The following is a 20,866-nucleotide window of genomic DNA, read 5'->3' as shown; positions in this document are numbered from 1 at the left end:
TTCCGCACTGTTAAAATAAATTACGGAAATAAAATATCTTGGAGTTGCGGATTTGTAAACAATCTAATTGATAACCATTATTGTTATTTTCTTCTTCTTTTATTGTGTTCTGGAAACTTTAAAAGTCTTTTATAAACAAAGAGTTTTTATTTGTGTCAATTCGCTGTCATGCATTGTAATGAAATGTGATTGATGTAAAAAATAAATATTCTAAACGCCATATAATCATTGGATATATCTAATAACAGGAGGTTATATGAGCATTAGTCGGCGTAATTTTTTGCGAGGAGTGGGTATAGGCTGTTCAGCCTGTGCGATAGGCAGTTTTCCGCCAGGCGCACTGGCACGAAATTCTCCTGAGAGTATCAAAGGGAAGACATCCCTGACGCCAAGTTTGTGTGAAATGTGTTCTTATCGTTGCCCGATACAGGCGCAGGTAATTAATAACAAAACGGTTTTTATTCAAGGGAACCCTAATGCTCCTCAACAAGGCACGCGTGTCTGCGCTCGTGGCGGCAGCGGCGTTAGCCTGGTCAACGACCCTCATCGCATTGTTAAACCCATGAAACGCACAGGACCTCGCGGGAGCGGAGAATGGCAGGTTATTAGCTGGGAACAAGCGTATAAAGAAATTGCCGAAAAAATGACGGCAATCAAAACGCAACATGGTCCTCAGGGCGTCGTGTTTTCTTCTAAATCCGGTTCGCTTTCAGGGCATTTATTTCAACTGGCGACGGCTTTCGGATCGCCAAACACCTTTACGCACGCGTCGACATGCCCGGCCGGAAAATCGATTGCCGCCAAAGTGATGATGGGCGGCGATTTGGCCATGGATATCGCCAATACCCGTTATATGGTCTCTTTTGGTCACAACCTTTATGAAGGAATTGAGGTTGCCGAAACGCATGAACTGATGATGGCGCAGGAAAAGGGCGCAAAAATGGTCAGCTTCGACCCTCGTCTGTCCGTCTTCTCCAGCAAGGCGGATGAATGGCATGCGCTCAAACCGGGCGGCGACTTGCCGGTGTTGATGGCCATGTGTCACGTCATGATCAATGAAAAATTGTATGACGCGGACTTCGTTGCGCGCTACACCACAGGGTTTGACCAACTGGCAGAAGCAGTACAAGAGACCACGCCGGAATGGGCGCAAAAGCAAGCTGATGTGCCTGCTGATGTCATTGTTCGGGTCACCCGAGAAATGGCCGCCTGCGCGCCTCATGCTATCGTCAGCCCGGGCCATCGTGCGACGTTCTCGCAAGAAGAAATTGATATGCGGCGCATGATTTTTACCCTCAATGTGCTGCTTGGCAATATTGAGCGTGAAGGCGGTTTATACCAGAAAAAAGCGGCGGCAACTTATAATAAGCTGGCCGGAGAGAAGGTCGCTCCGGTGCTGGCAAAACCCGATGTCAAATTACCCAAGCCAACGGCGCAGCGTATCGATCTGGTAGCCCCGCAGTTTAAGTACATCGCGGCGGGCGGTGGTGTGGTGCAAAGCATCATTGATGCTGTGTTAAACCAGACGCCTTATCCGGTGAAGGGATGGATTATGTCCCGACACAACCCTTTCCAAACCGTTACCTGCCGACCGGATCTGGTCAAAACCGTTGAACAGCTCGACCTTGTGGTCAGTTGTGATGTTTATCTAAGCGAAAGCGCGGCGTATGCCGACTACCTTTTGCCTGAATGTACTTACCTTGAGCGCGATGAAGAAGTTTCAGACATGTCGGGTCTGAATCCAGCCTATGCCCTGCGCCAGCAGGTAGTAGAACCTATTGGTGATGCGCGTCCAAGCTGGCAAATCTGGAAAGAGCTGGCCGTGCAGTTAGGCCTTGGGCAATTCTACCCATGGCAGGATATGCAAACGCGTCAGTTATACCAGCTTAATGGCGATCATGCGCTGTCTGCTGAACTGCGTGAGAAAGGGTATCGGGAGTGGGGTGTTCCGTTACTGCTGCGTGAACCTGAAGCGGTGCGTCAGTTTGTGGAACGCTATCCGGGTGCGGTGGCGGTTGACAGCGACGGTACCTATGGCGAGCAACTGCGCTTTAAATCTCCTTCAGGAAAAATAGAGCTTTATTCTGAAGAACTGGAGACGCTCCTGCCTGGCTACGGTATTCCGCGCGCGCAATTTTGCGCTCAAAGGCGATAGTGAGCTCTATTTTATCCAGGGAAAAGTGGCGGTTCATACCAACGGTGCGACGCAATACGTGCCACTGCTTAGCGAGTTGATGTGGGACAACGCGGTGTGGATCCACCCGCAAACGGCCCGTGAAAAAGGCATCAAAAGCGGCGATGACATCTGGCTGGAAAATGCGACCGGCAAGGAAAAAGGCAAAGCGCTGGTCACCGCCGGAATTCGGCCCGATACGCTGTTTGTTTATATGGGATTTGGCGCCAAGGCGGGAGCCAAAACCGCAGCGACAACGCACGGTATCCATTGCGGTAATTTGCTTCCGCATGTCACCAGTCCGGTTTCCGGTACGGTGGTCCACACCGCTGGCGTTACGCTTCGTCGGGCATGAGAAAGGAGAACATCATGAATCAAGCAACAAACCCTTATGTCATGCTGCATGACGAGAAACGCTGTATCGGCTGTCAGGCATGTACGGTTGCCTGCAAAGTTTTGAATGACGTGCCAGAGGGATTTAGCCGTCTACAGGTGCAGATCCGTTCACCCGAACATGAACCCGAGGTGCTATCCCACTTCCAGTTTGTTCGCGTTTCCTGTCAGCATTGTGAAGATGCGCCGTGTGTCAGCGTTTGTCCGACCGGTGCGTCATTTCGCGACGAAAATGGCATTGTGCAAGTGGATAAGTCTCGCTGTATTGGCTGTGACTATTGCGTTGCCGCTTGTCCGTTCCACGTTCGTTATCTCAATCCGCAAACGGGAATTGCCGACAAATGTAACTTCTGTGCAGATACCCGACTGGAGACTGGACAATCGCCCGCCTGCGTTTCCGTTTGCCCGACGGATGCGCTGAAATTTGGTCGTCGTGACGACCCGGAAATTCAGCACTGGATAAATCAAAAAGAGGTTTATCGCCAGCAGGATACGCGTAGCGGCCCGGTGAGTGTTTATCGGCGTAAAGAGATCCATCAGGAGGGTAAAGCATGAATTCTCTCTGGGGAGCAGAGCTTAACTATGCGCCGGACTACTGGCCGCTGTGGCTCATTTATGCAGGCGTTGTTATTGTGCTGATGATTGCGGGCCTGGTTATACACGCGCTGTTACGTCGGATGTTGTCACCCAAAACAGCTACTGGAGAAGAACATCGGGATTACCTCTATTCGCTGGCAGTTCGCCGCTGGCACTGGGGTAATGCGCTGCTTTTTATCCTGCTTCTGCTGAGTGGCCTGTTTGGGCACTTCTCTGTCGGACCGGTGGCATTGATGGTGCAGGTACATACCTGGTGCGGTTTCGCCCTGTTGGCCTTCTGGGTTTGTTTTGTGCTAATCAACGCAACCAGCGGCAACGGTTGTCATTATCGGGTGAAGTTTAACGGGTTGATATCACGCTGCTTGTTGCAAACGCGCTTTTATCTGTATGGCATCATGAAAGGTGAGCCGCACCCGTTTGCAGCAACGGCAGAGAGTAAATTTAACCCGCTACAACAGTTGGCTTATCTGGCCATCATGTATGCGCTGGTTCCGCTGTTGATCATTACCGGGTTGTTATGTCTCTACCCGCAGGTAATAGGGGCAGGGCCTGTGATGCTGGTGCTGCATATGGTGTTGGCGATTGTCGGCTTACTGTTCATCTGTGCACATATTTACCTGTGCACGCTGGGTGACACACCGGGGCAAATTTTCCGCAGCATGATAGATGGCTATCATCGTCATCGCAGCCATCACGCAGAGACAGCACCGCGTAAAGGGTAATGCCCGCCGCGGTTGATATCTGAAAACCTTTCCTTACAGCAAGAAAATGTGCCTTATGTCACATTTTCTTGCAATTTATCCATGTTTGTTCGCCAGAACTTCCGTAAAAAGAACGGCTATTTCTCCATTTCCTGAGGACATGCTGTTGAAACGCTGTTTGTTTATTGCCGCTTCACTCTTTGCGATGAGTTTTTCGCCCGCGTACGCGACCGAGGTCGTAAGCTTTTCCCCACAGCCACCTGCGATTAATGCCGGGGCGTGGGTATTAATGGATTACACCACGGGCCAAATCCTGACAGCCGGAAATGAACACCAGCAGCGCAACCCTGCCAGCCTGACCAAGCTGATGACTGGTTATGTTGTCGATCGCGCAATCGACAGCAAGCGTATTAGTCCGACAGATATTGTCACCGTTGGGCGCGACGCCTGGGCGAAAGATAATCCGGTATTCGTCGGTTCATCCTTAATGTTCCTGAAAGAAGGGGATCGCGTTTCTGTGCGCGACCTGAGTCGCGGGTTAATTGTTGATTCCGGTAATGATGCCTGTGTGGCGCTGGCGGATTACATCGCCGGAGGGCAGCCACAGTTTGTCGCGATGATGAACAACTATGTGCAAAAGCTGAACCTGCGTGACACGCATTTTGAAACGGTACATGGTCTGGATGCGCCAGGTCAGCATAGCTCAGCTTACGATCTGGCCGTGCTGTCGCGAGCTATCATCCATGGAGAGCCGGATTTCTACCATATGTACAGTGAAAAAAGCCTTACCTGGAACGGAATCACGCAGCAAAACCGTAACGGTTTGTTGTGGGATAAAACCATGAACGTCGACGGTCTGAAGACTGGGCATACCTCCGGCGCTGGATTCAACCTGATTGCTTCTGCTGTTGATGGGCAGCGCCGCCTGATTGCGGTTGTGATGGGGGCGGAGAGTGCGAAAGGACGTGAAGACCAGGCGAGAAAATTGCTGCAATGGGGACAAAAGAACTTCGATACCGTGCAGGTTTTACGTAGCGGTAAGCAGGTCGGTATTGAACGGATCTGGTATGGCGATAAAGAAAAAATTAGCCTTGGCACAGAGCAGGATTTCTGGATGGCCCTGCCTAAAGCCGAAGTCGCGAATATCAAGGCAAAATATGTACTTGATAAGAAAGAACTGGTCGCCCCCATCGCTGCCCATCAACGTGTGGGGGAAATTGAACTCTACGATCGGGATAAACTGGTGGCGCACTGGCCTCTGGTTACGCTGGAGTCTGTCAACGAAGGTGGCGTCTTCTCGCGTCTGAGCGATTACTTCCGCCATAAGGCGTAGTTTTTCCTGATGTGCCTGACTGGCAAGAGTGCGAATCTGCTCACATAATAATCACTGATTCCTTGTGGCCGTCATACCTAAAAATTACACTGTATATAAATACAGTGTAATAACGGAGGTTATATGGAGTACGAGATAAAGCAGGTCGAGAAACGCATAATTGCCGGTTTCCATATGGTTGGACCGTGGGAACAAACGGTAAAGCAAGGTTTCGAACAGTTAATGATGTGGGTCGACGGTAAGCAGATCGTACCGCTGGAATGGATAGCCGTTTATTACGACAATCCTGACGTTGTTCCGGCGGAAAAACTGCGTTGTGATACCGTGGTGTCTGTGCCTGAAGGTTTTGAGATCCCGGAAAACAGTGAAGGGGTGATCCAGACCGAGCTGGCAGGTGGCGACTATGCTATAGCCGTTGCGCGCGTTGAAAATCATGACTTCGCGACGCCGTGGTATCAGTTTTTTGAGCGCCTGATGCAGGATTCGACGTATGCGATAGCCGCTAAACCCTGTTTTGAAGTTTATCTGAACAACGGCATGGAGGACGGTTACTGGGACATTGAAATGTACGTGCCGGTACAGTTGAAGTAACTGTTTTTGGTGTAAATCAGGATGAATGTCCTGGTCATCAGGATGATGTTTTCACCGTAAAAACAGGTACAATTCGCTTCTTTGCTATTCCCTGACGGAGTGCATGAGTGCGTGCAGATAAGTCGCTGAGTCCTTTTGAAATTCGTTTGTATCGTCATTATCGTGTGGTGCATGGCATTCGCATTGCGCTGGCGTTTCTTCTTACTTTTCTGTTGGTACGCCTGTTAAACATTCCCGAAGGTACATGGCCTCTGATCACGCTGGTGGTGATTATGGGGCCAATTTCTTTTTGGGGTAACGTTGTTCCCAGAGCGTTTGAGCGTATAGGCGGAACGATCCTGGGCTCGGTGCTTGGATTGATTGCCCTGCGTCTGGAACTCTTTTCGCTTCCGCTAATGCTGATCTGGTGCGCGGTGGCGATGTTTCTCTGTGGCTGGTTGGCATTGGGTAAAAGGCCGTATCAGGCGCTGCTGATTGGCATTACGCTTGCCGTGGTCGTGGGGGCGCCTGCCGGAGATATGAATACCGCGTTATGGCGCGGTGGCGATGTTATTTTGGGTTCGTTACTGGCGATGTTGTTTACCGGCATCTGGCCGCAGCGGGCATTTATACACTGGCGTATCCAATTGGCACATTGTGTGACGGGATACAATCGGGTGTATCAGGCCGCGCTATCCCCTAATTTGCTTGAGCAACCGCGGCTTGAGAAGCATTTACAGCAGCTCTTAAGCGACGTTGTCAAAATGCGCGGACTCATCGTTCCCGCCAGTAAAGAAACCCGTATTCAAAAATCCATTTTTGAGGCTATTCAAACGGTTAACCGCAATCTGGTCTGCATGCTTGAGCTGCAAATTAATGCGCTTTGGGCCAGCCGCACCAGCCACTTTGTCATGCTGAATGCACAAACTTTGCGTGAAACTCAGCTCAGGACGCAGCAGGCGCTACTGACCATAACCCACGCCTTGTACGAAGGAAATCCGCAGCCGGTGCTTGCCAATACGGAAAAGCTCAATGACACCGTGGCGGAGTTGCGTCAGCTCATTGCTGAGCATAAAGGCGATAATGTCGCAGAAACGCCCATTCACGGCTACGTTTGGTTGAACATGGAAATGGCGCGACAGCTGGAGTTGCTCTCACATTTAATCTGTCGCGCGCTGCGCAAATAAAGAGCAGATGAGGCGATAGGTTCTACTGCTGCTTCGATTCAGCAAAGATTAGAGGTATGATACTGAAAAAGGCTAAAACCATTGGTAACTGCAATGGCTTTACCCTCGATAATTCAGGTTTCAACCATGCATTGTCGATGCAGATGCAACTTGAAGTATGGCGGGCATGAAAGTAATGTTGACCCACTTTAGCCGTTGTTTTAACGAATCCGAATCTCACATTATCAGGGGTGTAAAAATGGAAACTACCAAGCCTTCTTTCCAGGACGTGCTGGAATTTGTTCGTCTGTTCCGTCGTAAAAACAAACTGCAACGTGAAATTCAGGACGTTGAGAAAAAGATCCGTGACAACCAGAAACGCGTTCTGCTGTTGGACAACCTGAGCGACTACATCAAGCCTGGAATGAGCGTGGAAGCGATTCAGGGCATTATCGCCAGCATGAAAAGCGATTATGAAGATCGTGTTGATGATTACATCATCAAAAACGCTGAGATCTCTAAAGAGCGCCGCGACATCTCTAAAAAGCTGAAAGCGATGGGCGAAGTGAAAAACGCCGATGCGAAAGCTGAGTAACGATTTTATGCTCGTTTGGGTCGCTGCTTAGCGGCGGCCCTTATTGCAGTTCGACCCCGCCAGTTACCATCCGCAACAAATGTTGTTCCGGCCAGTGCACTGTCAATTTTTTCTGCGTCAGCATCCATTTAATGTAGTCCACATCATGACGCCTTCTGTCGAGCATCAGACCGACGACGCTGCCGCTGTGCGCGACGTTGACGCCGTATAAATCACATTCTTCTACCAGTGCTAATAGTGAATCAAAATCTGGTTTAGGTAACAGCAACTGGCTGGCGATCGCGCTCAGCGTGGCGGCTTCGCCCATCCGATAAGGGTTTTGACTGATACAGGCTTCCTGTACCTTTTCCCATGCGCGTTTCAGAGCTGGGGCGCCCGCCAGTAGCCCTGACTGACGTGGAGTACGGTGATAATCAGCAGTAAGCAAGGTTTCCGGGCTTTCGAGAACCAGCAGATCGAGTTGAGGCTGGGATTTACAGGCAATTTGCGTGGAGGCGTCGTTATGATCGAACAGTGTAAGCTGGCGGAAAACGGTGCTGTCGGTAGGTTCCAGCGAAACGCAAAGCTGCGCCAGAGTGGATTCGTCTAGCTGATGCCCCAGATACTGTGCCGTGGCGATTGCCGTGGCGGCGATATCCGCTGTGCTGCTGGCCATCCCTTTAGCGACAGGAATGGTTGACTGGACATCTATTCGGATATCCTGACTCATGTGTGCCGGGTATTGCCAGTGCAGCAATAACCTCTCAACCATTGCCCGCGAAAGTGGACGTTCATCTGTCAGCGGTGAACCTGAAGTGACCTCAACGGTGCTATACCATTCAACCGGGCAGGAGACCAATTTCTCACTGCCCAGAATCCAGCCCTGGATAAGTTCTCCGCACGATGCGGGACATTGCGCAACAGCCACGTCTTCACCTATGTGATCAGCAATCCTCGGCGCATAGTGTCATGGCGATCGCGCTATTACCATGATTTGCCGCAATTTGAGGTGCTGCAGTATTATGCAGGAATGCCCAATGTCACAGTTTCAGATATCGCTAAACGCATAACGTCTTGCGCAATCATTAGCTCTTCATTGGTATTAATCACTGCTACTTTGACCATCGCATTTTCCGTTTGAATGAAGGTGGCATTACGCTGATTTTTTTCCTCATCAACGGCCAGACCCAGGAAATTCAGGTTACGACAAATCGCAGCGCGCGCCCGTGCGGAGTTTTCGCCAATACCACCGGTAAACACCAGGGCATCCAGACCACCCATCTGCATAATATAGCTACCAATGGTGGCACGAATGCGCTCAGCAAAAAGCGTCAACGCCAGCGCAGCCTGGTGATTGCCTGTATCTGCGGCATGTTCAACGTCGCGGTAGTCAGGTGAAATGCCAGAAACACCGAGCAATCCGGACTCATTGTTGAGCAATTGATTGAGCTGCTGCGGTGTTTTGCCTTCTCGCAGGGCTATCCAGGGCAAAATGGATGGATCAATATCGCCACTTCGCGTGCCCATCATCACGCCAGATTGTGGTGTAAAGCCCATTGACGTATTCACCGATTGTCCGCCTTTGATGGCGCAGATGCTGCTGCCGTTGCCCAGATGACAACAAACAACGCGCAGGGCGCTGAGTGGCACACCCAGTTTTTCAGCAAGCTGTGAGCTAACGTATTTGTGGCTGGTACCATGAAAACCGTAACGACGAATACCCAACTCGACATAGTAACGCCAGGGCAGGGGATAGATGAAAGAAGGCTCATCAAGCGTTTGATGAAACGCGGTGTCGAACACCGCAACGGCTGGCGTTTTGGGCAATAGCTGGCGGAATACCGCGATCCCCAACGCATTTACCGGGTTATGCAGAGGGGCCAGTTCCGCGAGGCGCTCGATTTCTGCCAGCGTTTCATCAGTTACCAGCGCGGAGTCTTTAAAGGATTCCCCGCCGTGTGCGACGCGGTGGCCCACGCCGTCGATCTCTTCCAGACTGCTGATAATGTGGTGGTTGAGCAGTTTTTCCAGAAGCAACGTTACGGCTTCACGGTGATCGGCTACGTGCAAAGTCTCCTGCCATTTCTGCGCTGGTGTTTTTAGGGTGACCTGTGCATCAGACAAACCGATACGTTCTATCAACCCCTGGCAGATCATTTCACCCTGCGGCATCGCCAGTAGTTGAAACTTAAGCGAGGAACTACCTGCATTAATGGCCATTATTTTGTGAGACATGAAGGTTCCTTTGCATTCAGAAAAATGAACATCTCATCGACTCCGGTATTCTCCAGCGCGCTGGTGACAAATACTTTTTGCGCACCAGCCTGAACTAACCAACTCTCCACAAGAGAAATACGCTGCGGGTTGGCTAAATCGGCTTTGGTAACGAGGCCAATAACGGGTCGGTTCATTGGTCCGGTAAAACCGGGAGAAAATGGTGACCACGGCGCGTCTGCATTGAGTACCAGCGCAATAATGTCCGCTTCACAGGCGCTGGCCAGCAGCGCACTGTACAGGCAGCGGTTCTCAAGATATTCACCCGGTGTGTCTATTGTCGTAGGTGACCAGACTATGGCCTGGGTCTTCTGATAGTGGAGCACCTCTCCGCGCATGCACTGCGTGAGCGACGTTTTACCGCACTGGCTGGGACCAATTAGCATGATACGTTTCATGAGATTACGTCCGGGTGATGGGACACGCGGTAAAACGCATCATTTCGCCCAGCGTTCGGGTTACCTGTTTCAGCGCGTACTCAACGGCTGAAACATCGCCCGTCAGTACCACCGCGCCGGTAAACCGGTCGAGAAAACCAATCTCTACCGCCCCTGATTTCGTGGCGATATCACAGGCGATGATTGAGGCTTCGCTAGGGGTAATGGTCAGAATACCGATCGCAGAAACCGAATCAGGTAATCCCAGTTTCTTGAACAAATCCTTACCGGGATTGGCGATAAGGTGCGCCAACGTGACCTGTTTGCCAGGAACATATTCCTGAATCATACGATCCGTGGTGGGTTGTCTTTCCATTATCCTTCCACCATTTGTCGCCACATGCTTTCGTGTGGACGGGGGATGACCGAGCGGTAAACCAGCAGGCCTTTTTCACCCGCACTTTCACTGGCAACCGTCACCGCGTTATTCACATCGGATACATCGCCAGCTACGACCATGTAACACTTGCCGCCAATACCAAATGCCATATGGACGCGTACCAGCGTGACGTTGGAGGCTTTAACCGCCCGGTCGGCGGCGCAGATGCAGGCAGCAACGCTCCATGTTTCGACAATACCAACTGCCTGACGCTTATCTACGCTGTTTAGTCCGCTGATTGCGGGTAGTACGCTGGCATGAATGTTGGGGAGTACCAGGCTATCAACGAGCATATCGCCAGCAAGAGATGTTCCAGTGGCAATCGCCTGTTGTACGGCACCTACGTCACCACCGAGCATGAGTAGAAATTTTCCCGGGCAGATGGTCTTGCTGACCAGTAAATTCACATTCGCGCTTTTTAACATGGCATCGCCAGCTTCCATTCCTTTGGCAATGCTGGTGAGTTCTAAAATCCCTATAGCCTGAGACATGATTAACCTCTTATTACCGTGATGGATTGCTCAGTGATTTCGCTGACAATACCGTCAATACTGGCGTGAACAGGCGCGCCTAATGCACCGGACGGCACATCGGCAACGCATTGACCGCGAACAACGCATTCGCCTTGTTCTACACATGGGATAGCGCTGGCACCTATATGCTGGCGTAACAACAGCGTCGTTTTATCTGTGGAGTAGTCAGTCTCAGCCAGTGGCGCATCGTGATACCAGTCGCTAAGGCCCAGTTTGGTAATAAGGCGCTTAATCGGGATCAGCCGGTACTTCGCCATTTCATCCTCAGGATTTAGCGGCCCTTCATAACGATGGTTGAGCGCCCGCAGCTCGCGTTTAAGCATGCGGTTGATTCGCATCGGCGAAATCCCAACTGGACAGGCAACGCTTTCACACACATTGCATTCTGAGCAGGTCAAGGCCGTGAGCAGCAATTGCGGCGTGGCTGCCTGCTGATAATTAACCGCACGAACCAGCAGATGAGGGGATAATTCATGACCGATCAAATGCCTTGGGCACAAATCCGTACACAAACGGCACTGCTCGCAAACGGTTTTTGCAACGGAAAGCACGGTACGTTCATCCTGCATCCGCCGCTGAATCAACGCATGAGACTTAGGCAAAACCAGCAGGCCCCCGGTGGTCTTGCTGACTGGGGTATCCAGTGAAGTAATCAGGCCGCCCATCATCGGACCACCGTTAATAAAGCCGGGATCGTCAACGGTTGCACCCCCGGCCAGCGCCAGAACGTCACGTAAAGACATGCCGACAGGGACTGTGAGTGTGATGGGACTGGCGACTGCGCCGTTAACGGTCAAGGTACGACGCGTAACGGGGTACTGCTGCTCAACTGCTCTCGCGATGTTGAGCACGGTCTGGACGTTATTGACCACTACGCCGACGCTGACCGGCAGCGCGGCAGGCGGAACTCTCCGGCCTGTTGCCATCCAGATGGTCAGAACCTCGTCACCTGCCGGGTAGACATCGGGCAAAATATGTAAGCGGATCCCGGCAGGCAGAAGGGGCGTTAATGCATTGATAGCTTCTTGGTATTTCTCTTTGAGCGCAATAATTCCGGAACTGGCTCCGGTAGCCGTCATGGCATATTGAACTCCGTGGATAAGTCGCTCAGCCTGGACGGCCATCAACTGCTGGTCAACTTTCAGCATTGGCTCACATTCAGCCGCATTGACCAGAAAAGTATCGACCTGCGCCTGTAATTTTACGTGAGCAGGAAAGCCTGCGCCTCCGGCTCCGACAACACCCGCTGCGCGAACGCGTTCGCGAATTGTCTGCGCATCATAGAGCGTGGACTCTGCCGTCATGGCTGTCTTCATAATAATTCCTCAAGCAGTTCCTGCATGGCACTGGCGTCGGCAACACGAGGATTGGTTTGCAGCGTGACATCAGCCAGCGCGGCCTGAACCATCGACGGGATACGTTGCGACCAGGCTTGCTTTCCGTCTTTAAGCGCGTCAACTAAAGAAGGCAACGCACACTGTTTTTTGAGTAGCTCGATATGATGAATGAGCGCATTCAATGCCGCTGTATCGTTCGCGTTATCCGGGCATAAATGGCAGGCTTTAGCGAAACGGGCATAGCGCTTCGCAGCCCGCGGATCGCGAGCATTAAAATGAATGACATGGGTCAGCAGCAGCGCATTGGCAAGTCCGTGTGGCAGATGAAACTGACCGCCCAACTGATGGGCAATCGCATGATTGATCCCCAGTCCAGCCTGACTAAATGCCATTCCCGCGAGCGTTGACGCATTGTGCATTTTCCCTCTGGTTGCCAGACATTCGCCTTTGCTGACGGCGACAGGCAGGTACTGGAAGACGATTTGAGCCGCTTTTTCAGCTAGTGCATCGGTGAAGTCGCTGGCCTTCGTGGATACGTATGCCTCCAGTGCATGCGTTAATACGTCCATGCCGGTATTCGCGGTTATGGCTGGCGGTACGCTGACGACCAGCGTTGGATCAAGGATGGCCATGTCTGGATAAAGCGCATTATTAAACAATGGATATTTAATGCCTTTATCCGGATCGCTAATCACGCAGGCGCTGGTTACCTCGGAGCCCGTACCGCTGGTAGTGGGAATTGCGACACAGGTTTCAATTTCAATACCGAACTGGCGGCTGAACCAGACGATGGCTTTTGCGGCGTCCAGTGCTGAGCCGCCACCAAAACCCATCACGATGTCCGGCCGCAGGGACTGCATTTGTGCAATCCCTTGAACTACAGTGCTGATGGTGGGATCGGGGGTGATATCGCTGAAAACGCTGATGCGGTTATCCGCTGGCAGAGCGTTGCGCAGCTTTTCAATCAGGGGAGAACGCGCGAGAAAACCATCGCAAATAATCCAGATATGCTTATTCGTGAAGCGCTTGAGCACATCCAGACTTCCCTGGCCGCTGTACAATCGAGTTTGCAGTGAAAAGCTATTCATAACGGCCCCATTAACGAATAGAAAAACCGTTTGTCAGCACGCAACGACGAGAGCGTGCGAAAGTGCGCGCAGATGTTGTTCCTTCACCGGTTGGCGTCGCAATAGTGAAGGTTGTAAAGCCTTCACCACCAACGCCGATCCCGGCGTAAGAGGGGCCATTTTTCACAAAGATGGAGGTCTGAAGCGTGCGCGCGGCAAGGTTCAAACGTGACACATTTTGCGAATGCATAATGGCCGTGTGATGCAATCCCTCTTCAACCTTCAGGGCCAACGTTAATGCACTATCAAAATCGCTCACCGTTACGACGGGGAGCATTGGCATCAGTTGCTCGCTGGTAACCCACGGGTCGTCCGCCTGGACGATGCCTATCAGTAATCGAGGTGCTTTTGCCGGAACCGGTATTCTTGCTGCTTCCAGTAAGGTTGCCGGGCTTTTACCCACCAGTTTTTTATTGGCTATGCCTTCTGGTAGGCAGATGGCTCGCAGTTTGTCTACCTCTTCTCTATTGAGAAGCATCGCACCAAAAGACTGCATCTGTTGAACCAGTCGTTCGGCAACGGCATCAACAACAATCAGGCTCTTCTCAGCAATGCAGGGGAGGTTGTAATCAAAGGATGCGCCATTGATGATATCTTCCGCTGCCTTAACCAGGTCAGCCGTTTCATCAACAATGCAGGGTGGATTTCCTGCACCTGCGCCGATGACTTTTTTCCCGCTTTTCATGCCCATAGCAACAATGCCTGGGCCACCGGTAATCGCCATAACTGCGATTTTAGGGTGCGCCATCATCTGCTGGGTAGCCTCAAAAGTGGGTTCTGTGACCGTGACGACAAGATTACGAATTCCGCAGCAACGGAAAGCGATATCTTCAATCATGGCAATCAGCTTGAGTGAAACCTTTTTAGCACCCGGATGCGGACTGAAGTAAACGCTATTCCCTGCCGCCAGCATGCTGATGCTGTTGTTAATAATGGTCTCTGTCGGATTAGTACTGGGGGCGACAGAACCAATCACGCCAAACGGTGAATACTCGAATAACGCCATGCCGCCATCGCCGGTTAGCGCCGTGGTGGTGAGATCTTCGATACCCGGAGTGTTGTCCAGCGCGGCTTTATTTTTAAGGAACTTATCCTCTTTGTTGCCCATACCCGTTTCGGCAGCGCTCTCAGTGGCCAGTGACGCAAGATGAGGCGTCAGTTCTTCGCGTAGGGCGTTTATGATGGCGCTGCGGGTTTTCAATGGACATTGCTGGTAACGCAGAAAAGCCTGATGAGCGGCATCGATCGCTTCGCCAACGGACGGAAAAATACCGTTACCCTTAACTTCTGCTTTTGCCGGGGCGAGTTGCTCACTCAAAATGTTACGAATAAGGGTTTCAAGTTCTGAAGTATTCATTGATGTGTTCTCACGTTAATCGCCGCAATGGCCGTTTCTGCAATGTCCATATCCTGTTCAACGCTTCCTCCGCTGATGCCAAGACCCCCGAGGAGTAAACCCTCACGCCATAATGCGTACCCGCCACCGAAGGTGACGACTTTTCCCTGCATATGGCTTTCCAGACCGTAAAGCGCGGCGCCTGGTTGTACTACTGATGTCAGCTCATGAGTGGCGGTTTTCATCGCCACGGCAGTCCAGGCTTTTTTCGGTGCCAGTTCGCTACTCACGAGTAATGCGTCAGGCATGCGCCAGGCCACCGTTTGGGTCCCATTCGCATCAACAATACTAATGACGACCGGAACCTGAAGTTCTTCTGCTCTCGTCACCGCAGCGCGAGTGAGTTGGTGGAGCTCCTGAAAAGACAGAGACATAGTCGGCTCCTTTGTGGCTGGTGGTTGAACGGCAGCGAGATAGCGCTCAGCCACTTTCTCAATGATTTCGTTTTGATGGGCGTCATGATCTTCTGCTCGTGCAAGCGCATATAAGCAGTCGGACAGGCGGTTGATATAACGCATCAGCACGTGTCTGACGGAGATCTCGGTGGACAGCTCGACCAGTCGTCTCTCTGCGCGGCGTGCCAGAGTTCGGGCAAAGTGCAGTCGGCTGGCGGCTTCGCTGCGGCCTGGTAAAATAAAGCTGCGCAGGGGCGGTACTCTTCCCATTGCGATATCGATGGCAGCTTCCAGTGCCGCAATTTCTTCTGAGCTGATGTAGCGCTGCTCTGGCGTCGGTTCTTCGCTTTCGCTTGCCAGTTCGGCGCTGAACCAAAAAAGCTGCAGCTGGATATTTTCAAGTAACTGCCGGTGCTGAGGGTTTTTCGCCACGCAAACGCACAGGCTAAGCGCCGCATTCAGTTCGTCCAGCGTACCGTAGGCTTCCACGCGCGGATGCGTTTTGCTCACGCGCTGTCCGGTAAATAGGGCTGTTGTTCCGGCATCACCTGTGCGGGTATAAATCGCCATAGTTCCTCCTAACGAGAAAGCGTGTCGACAATGCCGACGATAGCCAGATCAATGGCCTCATTAGGGCCGGAAAAAACGTGTCTGGCGCTGGACCCGCTGCTGAGTAATACCAGTTCGCCGGTCCCCGCGCCGACAGAATCAACAGCGACTTCATCTCCACTCACTGGAGACGCAGGAAGCTCTCCGTCAGCACTTACCCGACGTACCAGCAACAGTTTTTTTCCCACCAGTGATGGAGATTTTTGCGTGGAAACCACAACGCCTGTAACCCGTGCCAGATGCATAGCTCACTCCTGCTTAATTAGTTGGACATTTCGCAGACTGACAGCTTCCTGAGCCAGAGCCGTCACGACACATCGACGGCGTAGCACCAGTACGCCATCCCTCAATTGGGCGACGTTGGCATAGCTGAGAAGCTTCTCAGGATGCAAAAAGATGATTCGCCCCAGTTCGTCACTGAATTCCAGCGGCAGACGCGCGAGTTTTTTCACGGGGATTGCGGGTAACAATCGGTGTTGTAGTGAAATCTTCACGCGGACTCCGCATGCCAGCGCGTCGTGAATCGTTACCACCGACATGTTGACTGGGCATCCTTCGGCAATTTGCTCCAGTAATGGCAGGTCCACTTGCTGGAGAAGGAGCGATGAGTACTGGCAGCATACTGTCCGTGAATCGATTTCCCGTAACTGCGCGACGCTAAGAGTGAGCGTGCTTTCCGCGCGTTTTTTTAATCGGGAAACAACCTCCTCGATAATGCGTTGCAGCAGTTCGTTGTTCATCGTGAGGTCACCAGTGTGGCGAATGCCTGGGGATTATCAGCGCCTGCAGCATTGGCTTCGTCTGTATCGATATGCATTTCGAGGCGCATATCCGGCGAAACGCGGACGGCGACGTTATCGAAAATCAGTCGACGTTCATCGCCATTAATGGCGACCGAGACTTTATCACCATGAGAAACTCGCAGAATCAGAGCATCGAGCGGCGACATATGGATATGCCGTTGGGCAACGATCACCCCGGATGCTAAGTCCAGTTCAGCAAATGGGCTGACAAGACGAACACCGGGTGTGCCCTGAATATTGCCCGACATCCGCAGCGGAGCAGCAATTCCCAACGTGCGGGCGTCGGTACGGGAAATTTCGACCTGGCTGGTATTGCGCAGCGGGCCGAGTAAACGCACATTTTTTAACTGACCTTTTGGCCCCACCAGCGTGACAGTCTGCTCTGCTGCATATTGCCCTGGCTGCAGCAGCTCTTTTTTCTCACTAATTGGGTGATTGGGAAACAAGCGACCGTAATCTTCAGCGCACAGATGAATATGCCGATTAGAGATCCCCAACGGAATCGGGCGCTCGCGCATTTCATCCAGAACCTTAGCGACAGTGGTTTCCAGTTGCTGTTTATCCATCACGCTTCACCTCGTTTGCCGGAATGAAGACAAAGTGTGCGCGGCTCACCTTTTTGGCGAGGGCAGGCAGGATCAAGACACAAATTGCAGCTAATCAATTCTGCATCTTGCGGTGCTTCGGGTGCCGCATGGTCTACAAATATCTCTTCATGCGGTATGGCTGGTATGGGTTCGGGCGTTGGTTCAGGCTCCAGGACAACACTATGCGACAGGATCCCGTCCCCGGGTCTGGAAATGACTTTGTGAGCCACCAGTCCATCTCGCTGGTCAGCGAAACTGACACCAGTGGAAATGGCCGCCTGGACGGAGGCCACATCCCCGATTATCTTGATCACCGTCCAGCCTGAGCCGTTGGTTTTTTCTAGGCCCACCAGCGTGATGGAGGCGGCTTTCGCCATGACGTCCGCGCAACTGATGGCTAATGCCAGACCACTAACTTCAAGTAATCCCAGTGATTGCTTCACGCTGTGCTCCTTGGTTGCAACGACTTATGCGGATTTAGGTAAAATGGCTTCAACGTCGCTGTGCGGACGCGGGATAACGTGGCAGGATTTCACCTCGCCAACGGCGCTTGCGGCTGCGCTTCCAGCATCTACGGCTGCTTTCACCGCGCCGACATCACCGCGAACCATAACGGTGATGAGGCCAGAGCCGATTTTTTCGTAACCAACCAACTGCACGTTTGCGGATTTCACCATGGCATCAGCGGCTTCAATAGCGCCGACAAGCCCTTTTGTTTCAACCAGTCCCAGTGCGTTATTCATACTGCTTTTCTCCTGTGGGTTATGAGTGGCATTCCCGGAACGGAATGCCTTTAACCAGCCGCGCAGCGTTGTTACCAATGCTGCGGCGATCGTGGCTATTTTGTTGATACGTCAGCGTAAAAAGCGGTGCTGATGAGGGTAAGTTTTTGTAGTGAACGACCAGTTTTTCACGGCTACAGCCAATACCAACCAGCAATGGTGATTGGCAGGCAGCCAACCATGCGTTGTGGATAACGTCAGTTGAGTCATTCTCCTGAATCACAAAGGGGATCCCTTCTTCTTCAATACCCAGCAGTACGTCATTCCAGACGTCAGCGCAGTCAGCACTGGTGAAGATAACGATGGCTGGCGTGGTGAGATTACTTTCCATGAGCGAATGCCTTATGCCAGGAGAGAATCAGCCCTGTCGCAACCGCATTGCGCGGACCTTCGGTACCACGAATATTGCCGCGCCCGGCAACCAGTCGATAATGCGCCAGAGCATCGGTGACCAGCTGCGGAACTTCAAAATCCAGGGATGAGCCGCCAACCAGTACCACAAAGGGAATATCCCGAATGTTCCCGGTCGGACTCACCTGACGTAGCGCTCTGAGTGCGTTAGTAACTAAAACGCGTTCCTTAGCACTTCGACGAATGGCTCGTACTTTCTCCAGCGCCAGTTCACCCGGCAGTGGCACCAGTTCATCGGGCTTCACTACGCACACGCGCGCAAAAACCGTCGGCGGGAGAGGCGTAGGGAAGAACTGAACGCTGCCGTCTTCGTGGCGAAGATGGAACAAGCTCTCAACTTTCGCCAACGGATACTTTTTAATCTCTTCCGCGAGATAACGGTCATCCAGACCCAGTTCACGGGCAATGATCATCGTGACCATATCGCCTGCACCCGCCAGGTGCGTGGCAATAATTTCGCCCTTAGGATTGATGATAGAAGCGTCGGTTGAACCCGCGCCGAGGTCCAGAATAGCCAGTGGTCGCGTGGTGCCCGGAGTAGTTAAGGCCCCCAGAATGGCAGCTTCGGCTTCGGCCCCGCCAACCTGGACGTCAATGTTGAGCTTTTGCGTGATCTCCTGGGCAATCATCGCCATTTGCAGGCGGTCTGATTTCACCATGGAGGCTATGCCGACAGCTTGTTCCAGCGAGAACTCACCGGCAAGTCCACCCGTCACGCTGACAGGAACCGAGGTATCGACCGCCAGCAGATCCTGAATAAAAATTTCATGACTGGGTTTATTGGTTAATTCAGCCATCGTCTGGCGCACATGCTCCAGCATGCCGCCAATATTGGTGCCAGCTTCTCCGGTAACGTTATCCAGTTTTGGGCATTCACCAACCGCTTTCATAATCGCTTCGGCGCCCGCTGCAACGTCGACCCGTACTGTACGACCCTGAGACTGTAGCTCCAGATTTCCGGCAGGAATCGCTCGCGCTTTCACATCCCCTGACGGCGTTTTCACCACCACGGCTGAACGGTTGCCGATCAGCGCCCGTGCCATCGGAACAATGTTTTTAGTCTCATCGGCATTGAGGCCAAAGACAGTTGCAATGCCGTAGGGGTTAGAAAGCGTTTCAATGACCTTTCCTGGTACGGCGACCTCAATGGCAGCCAGCATCCCCAACGGGATACGGTCAATATGAAGGACTTCATCGACGATGGGCAGGGGATGAGTCAGACGATTACTGACCAACACACCATCGTCCTGCTGCAAAATAACGCCAGTCAACTGGTATCCGGCACGGACGGAGGCATTAATCATCGTAGCAACATCGGCGAAATCAAATGCCGATGACACCACCAGAATATAGGGCGTATCCGCCGGGCGACTGAGAAGGTCTTCCGGCGTAATAGTGACGCCCACGCCTAACCCGACGCCGCCCGGTGTTTTAGGGTTATGGCCGATCATGGTGGATTCAGTGATGATGGTTTCGGTTATTGTTTCCATCGCCACGTCGCCAATGACCGGGGTGGCTTCGTTAATACGGATGAGCGAAATATCGCTGACATTGATACCGGCGTTTTTTGCCGCCAGCGTAAGGGCCTCCTGAATGCCAAACACATTACGTAATGTGCCCTTAATTCCGGTGGTTTCTGCCAGCGCGCTGCCGGTGATGCTCAGCACGCCAGACTCATCCAGAGTAGCCAGAGCGACTTCCGTTGATGAGTTGCCTATGTCAATGCCAGCTATATATCGCATGATCCTATCCCTGAGTTAGTCGTCGCCTTTGAGTTTTTTACGCTCAACGTACAGCGCTGCCGCTTCACGAACGAAAGCTGCACAGATTTTTGCCTGATAACGATTTTCGAGATCGTCGGCGATAGCCATCAGCTCATCTTTTGTTGAGCGGTAGGGGCGCAGCGCGTTGTAGATCTCAAGAATGCGATCGTCAGGAACAGCGGTTAGCTCGGCAGCGCGCTCAAAGTTCATCGCCAGCCTGTCACGTCCGGCATCTTTGGCGATTTCCGCCTGGAGGCGCAGTGTTTCAGGAGTGATGCGCATGTCCTGCGCGGTCACTTTGTTGCTCAGAACATTTTCAAGCGTGAAGTCGTCCAGCGTTTTGTTGGTCGCAGTTTTTACCCACTCAGGGTGTTTATTCGCGAGAGGGTAATCCGTGACTTTCGCGGTATGTGCTGATGAACTTGCCGCGGGCGGAGTCGCGGACTCGCCTTGCAGGCTGTTCATCCGGCTCAACACATCCCGAACCATCGATTCAATTGCGTCGGTATTCATGGAGGTATCCTTT

Annotated in this window: 23 protein-coding genes and 1 pseudogene; 7 read left to right on the top strand and 17 right to left on the bottom strand. The window is 52.2% G+C overall.

What is annotated here, in order from left to right; translation table 11 throughout:
- Window positions 1-256: 256 nt before the first annotated feature.
- The 7 genes and pseudogenes from phsA to E6P06_RS18155 all read left to right on the top strand — a co-directional run bounded on the left by phsA (window position 257) and on the right by E6P06_RS18155 (window position 7,528).
- Window positions 257-2,528 (top strand): annotated as a pseudogene (gene phsA, locus E6P06_RS18185) (thiosulfate reductase PhsA).
- Between the two features lie 14 nt (window positions 2,529-2,542).
- Window positions 2,543-3,121 carry a thiosulfate reductase electron transport protein PhsB gene (gene phsB, locus E6P06_RS18180; RefSeq protein WP_003838976.1) on the top strand — a complete coding sequence of 193 codons (579 nt, stop codon included), beginning with the start codon at window positions 2,543-2,545 and terminating at the stop codon, window positions 3,119-3,121.
- Window positions 3,118-3,885, top strand: coding sequence for a thiosulfate reductase cytochrome B subunit (gene phsC, locus E6P06_RS18175; protein ID WP_139935522.1), 768 nt, complete (start codon window positions 3,118-3,120; stop codon window positions 3,883-3,885). The genes phsB and phsC overlap by 4 nt, the downstream gene beginning before the upstream one ends.
- A gap of 139 nt (window positions 3,886-4,024) precedes the next feature.
- A complete protein-coding gene (gene dacD / locus E6P06_RS18170) occupies window positions 4,025-5,197 on the top strand; it encodes a serine-type D-Ala-D-Ala carboxypeptidase DacD (protein ID WP_139935521.1) in 1,173 nt (390 codons plus the stop codon).
- A 123-nt stretch (window positions 5,198-5,320) separates the two neighbouring features.
- Window positions 5,321-5,788: a DNA gyrase inhibitor SbmC gene (gene sbmC, locus E6P06_RS18165; protein WP_003838984.1), complete on the top strand. Its 468-nt coding sequence runs from the start codon at window positions 5,321-5,323 to the stop codon at window positions 5,786-5,788.
- 107 nt (window positions 5,789-5,895) lie between these two features.
- The gene (locus tag E6P06_RS18160; RefSeq protein ID WP_003844262.1) at window positions 5,896-6,954 is read left to right on the top strand and encodes an FUSC family protein; all 1,059 of its coding nucleotides are present in this window, start codon (window positions 5,896-5,898) and stop codon (window positions 6,952-6,954) included.
- 238 nt (window positions 6,955-7,192) lie between these two features.
- A complete protein-coding gene (locus tag E6P06_RS18155; RefSeq protein WP_003030187.1) occupies window positions 7,193-7,528 on the top strand; it encodes a DUF496 family protein in 336 nt (111 codons plus the stop codon).
- 40 nt (window positions 7,529-7,568) lie between these two features.
- Here the strand turns inward: E6P06_RS18155 and E6P06_RS18150 are convergent, their stop codons facing one another.
- From E6P06_RS18150 to pduE, 17 genes are all read right to left on the bottom strand, one after another.
- The gene (locus E6P06_RS18150) at window positions 7,569-8,435 is read right to left on the bottom strand and encodes an L-threonine kinase (RefSeq protein ID WP_049002263.1); all 867 of its coding nucleotides are present in this window, start codon (window positions 8,433-8,435) and stop codon (window positions 7,569-7,571) included.
- A gap of 92 nt (window positions 8,436-8,527) precedes the next feature.
- On the bottom strand, window positions 8,528-9,742 hold the full coding sequence (locus E6P06_RS18145) for an acetate/propionate family kinase (protein WP_139935520.1): 1,215 nt from the start codon (window positions 9,740-9,742) through the stop codon (window positions 8,528-8,530).
- Window positions 9,727-10,179 carry a propanediol utilization protein PduV gene (pduV, locus tag E6P06_RS18140; protein ID WP_003030195.1) on the bottom strand — a complete coding sequence of 151 codons (453 nt, stop codon included), beginning with the start codon at window positions 10,177-10,179 and terminating at the stop codon, window positions 9,727-9,729. The genes E6P06_RS18145 and pduV overlap by 16 nt, the downstream gene beginning before the upstream one ends.
- Before the next feature lie 4 nt (window positions 10,180-10,183).
- Window positions 10,184-10,534, bottom strand: a complete 351-nt coding sequence (pduU, locus tag E6P06_RS18135; RefSeq protein WP_003030198.1) for a propanediol utilization microcompartment protein PduU — start codon at window positions 10,532-10,534, stop codon at window positions 10,184-10,186.
- Window positions 10,534-11,088: a propanediol utilization microcompartment protein PduT gene (pduT, locus tag E6P06_RS18130; protein ID WP_003030201.1), complete on the bottom strand. Its 555-nt coding sequence runs from the start codon at window positions 11,086-11,088 to the stop codon at window positions 10,534-10,536. Before pduT ends, pduU begins: the two co-directional genes overlap by 1 nt.
- A 2-nt stretch (window positions 11,089-11,090) precedes the next feature.
- Complete coding sequence (gene pduS / locus E6P06_RS18125) at window positions 11,091-12,446, bottom strand: cobalamin reductase PduS (protein WP_139935519.1); 1,356 nt, start codon at window positions 12,444-12,446, stop codon at window positions 11,091-11,093.
- Window positions 12,443-13,555 carry a 1-propanol dehydrogenase PduQ gene (locus E6P06_RS18120; protein ID WP_119174363.1) on the bottom strand — a complete coding sequence of 371 codons (1,113 nt, stop codon included), beginning with the start codon at window positions 13,553-13,555 and terminating at the stop codon, window positions 12,443-12,445. Before E6P06_RS18120 ends, pduS begins: the two co-directional genes overlap by 4 nt.
- 10 nt (window positions 13,556-13,565) lie before the next feature.
- Window positions 13,566-14,951 carry a CoA-acylating propionaldehyde dehydrogenase PduP gene (pduP, locus tag E6P06_RS18115; RefSeq protein ID WP_139935518.1) on the bottom strand — a complete coding sequence of 462 codons (1,386 nt, stop codon included), beginning with the start codon at window positions 14,949-14,951 and terminating at the stop codon, window positions 13,566-13,568.
- Window positions 14,948-15,955, bottom strand: coding sequence for a two-domain cob(I)yrinic acid a,c-diamide adenosyltransferase PduO (gene pduO / locus E6P06_RS18110; RefSeq protein ID WP_103848414.1), 1,008 nt, complete (start codon window positions 15,953-15,955; stop codon window positions 14,948-14,950). The genes pduP and pduO overlap by 4 nt, the downstream gene beginning before the upstream one ends.
- An 8-nt stretch (window positions 15,956-15,963) precedes the next feature.
- Window positions 15,964-16,239: a EutN/CcmL family microcompartment protein gene (locus tag E6P06_RS18105; protein WP_003030211.1), complete on the bottom strand. Its 276-nt coding sequence runs from the start codon at window positions 16,237-16,239 to the stop codon at window positions 15,964-15,966.
- Window positions 16,240-16,242: 3 nt separating this feature from the next.
- Window positions 16,243-16,734 carry a microcompartment protein PduM gene (gene pduM, locus E6P06_RS18100; RefSeq protein WP_139935517.1) on the bottom strand — a complete coding sequence of 164 codons (492 nt, stop codon included), beginning with the start codon at window positions 16,732-16,734 and terminating at the stop codon, window positions 16,243-16,245.
- On the bottom strand, window positions 16,731-17,363 hold the full coding sequence (locus E6P06_RS18095) for a phosphate propanoyltransferase (RefSeq protein ID WP_003839005.1): 633 nt from the start codon (window positions 17,361-17,363) through the stop codon (window positions 16,731-16,733). Before E6P06_RS18095 ends, pduM begins: the two co-directional genes overlap by 4 nt.
- Window positions 17,363-17,827 (bottom strand): BMC domain-containing protein, encoded by a 465-nt coding sequence (locus tag E6P06_RS18090; protein WP_016150574.1) that lies wholly within the window; start codon window positions 17,825-17,827, stop codon window positions 17,363-17,365. The genes E6P06_RS18095 and E6P06_RS18090 overlap by 1 nt, the downstream gene beginning before the upstream one ends.
- Before the next feature lie 24 nt (window positions 17,828-17,851).
- The gene (gene pduJ / locus E6P06_RS18085) at window positions 17,852-18,127 is read right to left on the bottom strand and encodes a propanediol utilization microcompartment protein PduJ (RefSeq protein WP_001057752.1); all 276 of its coding nucleotides are present in this window, start codon (window positions 18,125-18,127) and stop codon (window positions 17,852-17,854) included.
- 19 nt (window positions 18,128-18,146) lie between these two features.
- Window positions 18,147-18,497, bottom strand: coding sequence for a glycerol dehydratase reactivase beta/small subunit family protein (locus tag E6P06_RS18080; protein ID WP_003844243.1), 351 nt, complete (start codon window positions 18,495-18,497; stop codon window positions 18,147-18,149).
- On the bottom strand, window positions 18,487-20,319 hold the full coding sequence (locus tag E6P06_RS18075; protein ID WP_139935516.1) for a diol dehydratase reactivase subunit alpha: 1,833 nt from the start codon (window positions 20,317-20,319) through the stop codon (window positions 18,487-18,489). Before E6P06_RS18075 ends, E6P06_RS18080 begins: the two co-directional genes overlap by 11 nt.
- Before the next feature lie 15 nt (window positions 20,320-20,334).
- Window positions 20,335-20,853, bottom strand: coding sequence for a propanediol dehydratase small subunit PduE (pduE, locus tag E6P06_RS18070; protein WP_003030243.1), 519 nt, complete (start codon window positions 20,851-20,853; stop codon window positions 20,335-20,337).
- Window positions 20,854-20,866 lie beyond the last annotated feature (13 nt).

Origin of the sequence: Citrobacter sp. CF971 (assembly GCF_006385635.1) — a bacterium.
GTDB classification, from domain to species: Bacteria; Pseudomonadota; Gammaproteobacteria; order Enterobacterales; family Enterobacteriaceae; genus Citrobacter; species Citrobacter freundii.
The sequence above is the reverse complement of the archived record's forward strand: the minus strand, read 5'-3'. Positions and strand labels throughout refer to the sequence as shown.

What these genes read in the sequence shown, in the direction of transcription:
- E6P06_RS18155 (WP_003030187.1), top strand. Translation starts at nt 7,193, where the DNA reads ATGGAAACTACCAAGCCTTCTTTCCAGGACGTGCTGGAATTTGTTCGT.
- pduM (WP_139935517.1), bottom strand. Translation starts at nt 16,734, where the DNA reads ATGAACAACGAACTGCTGCAACGCATTATCGAGGAGGTTGTTTCCCGA.
- pduS (WP_139935519.1), bottom strand. Translation starts at nt 12,446, where the DNA reads ATGAAGACAGCCATGACGGCAGAGTCCACGCTCTATGATGCGCAGACA.
- E6P06_RS18105 (WP_003030211.1), bottom strand. Translation starts at nt 16,239, where the DNA reads ATGCATCTGGCACGGGTTACAGGCGTTGTGGTTTCCACGCAAAAATCT.
- sbmC (WP_003838984.1), top strand. Translation starts at nt 5,321, where the DNA reads ATGGAGTACGAGATAAAGCAGGTCGAGAAACGCATAATTGCCGGTTTC.
- E6P06_RS18095 (WP_003839005.1), bottom strand. Translation starts at nt 17,363, where the DNA reads ATGGATAAACAGCAACTGGAAACCACTGTCGCTAAGGTTCTGGATGAA.
- pduT (WP_003030201.1), bottom strand. Translation starts at nt 11,088, where the DNA reads ATGTCTCAGGCTATAGGGATTTTAGAACTCACCAGCATTGCCAAAGGA.
- pduO (WP_103848414.1), bottom strand. Translation starts at nt 15,955, where the DNA reads ATGGCGATTTATACCCGCACAGGTGATGCCGGAACAACAGCCCTATTT.
- E6P06_RS18145 (WP_139935520.1), bottom strand. Translation starts at nt 9,742, where the DNA reads ATGTCTCACAAAATAATGGCCATTAATGCAGGTAGTTCCTCGCTTAAG.
- pduE (WP_003030243.1), bottom strand. Translation starts at nt 20,853, where the DNA reads ATGAATACCGACGCAATTGAATCGATGGTTCGGGATGTGTTGAGCCGG.
- pduV (WP_003030195.1), bottom strand. Translation starts at nt 10,179, where the DNA reads ATGAAACGTATCATGCTAATTGGTCCCAGCCAGTGCGGTAAAACGTCG.
- E6P06_RS18080 (WP_003844243.1), bottom strand. Translation starts at nt 18,497, where the DNA reads ATGGAAAGTAATCTCACCACGCCAGCCATCGTTATCTTCACCAGTGCT.
- phsB (WP_003838976.1), top strand. Translation starts at nt 2,543, where the DNA reads ATGAATCAAGCAACAAACCCTTATGTCATGCTGCATGACGAGAAACGC.
- pduP (WP_139935518.1), bottom strand. Translation starts at nt 14,951, where the DNA reads ATGAATACTTCAGAACTTGAAACCCTTATTCGTAACATTTTGAGTGAG.
- dacD (WP_139935521.1), top strand. Translation starts at nt 4,025, where the DNA reads ATGCTGTTGAAACGCTGTTTGTTTATTGCCGCTTCACTCTTTGCGATG.
- pduJ (WP_001057752.1), bottom strand. Translation starts at nt 18,127, where the DNA reads ATGAATAACGCACTGGGACTGGTTGAAACAAAAGGGCTTGTCGGCGCT.
- phsC (WP_139935522.1), top strand. Translation starts at nt 3,118, where the DNA reads ATGAATTCTCTCTGGGGAGCAGAGCTTAACTATGCGCCGGACTACTGG.
- E6P06_RS18075 (WP_139935516.1), bottom strand. Translation starts at nt 20,319, where the DNA reads ATGCGATATATAGCTGGCATTGACATAGGCAACTCATCAACGGAAGTC.
- pduU (WP_003030198.1), bottom strand. Translation starts at nt 10,534, where the DNA reads ATGGAAAGACAACCCACCACGGATCGTATGATTCAGGAATATGTTCCT.
- E6P06_RS18120 (WP_119174363.1), bottom strand. Translation starts at nt 13,555, where the DNA reads ATGAATAGCTTTTCACTGCAAACTCGATTGTACAGCGGCCAGGGAAGT.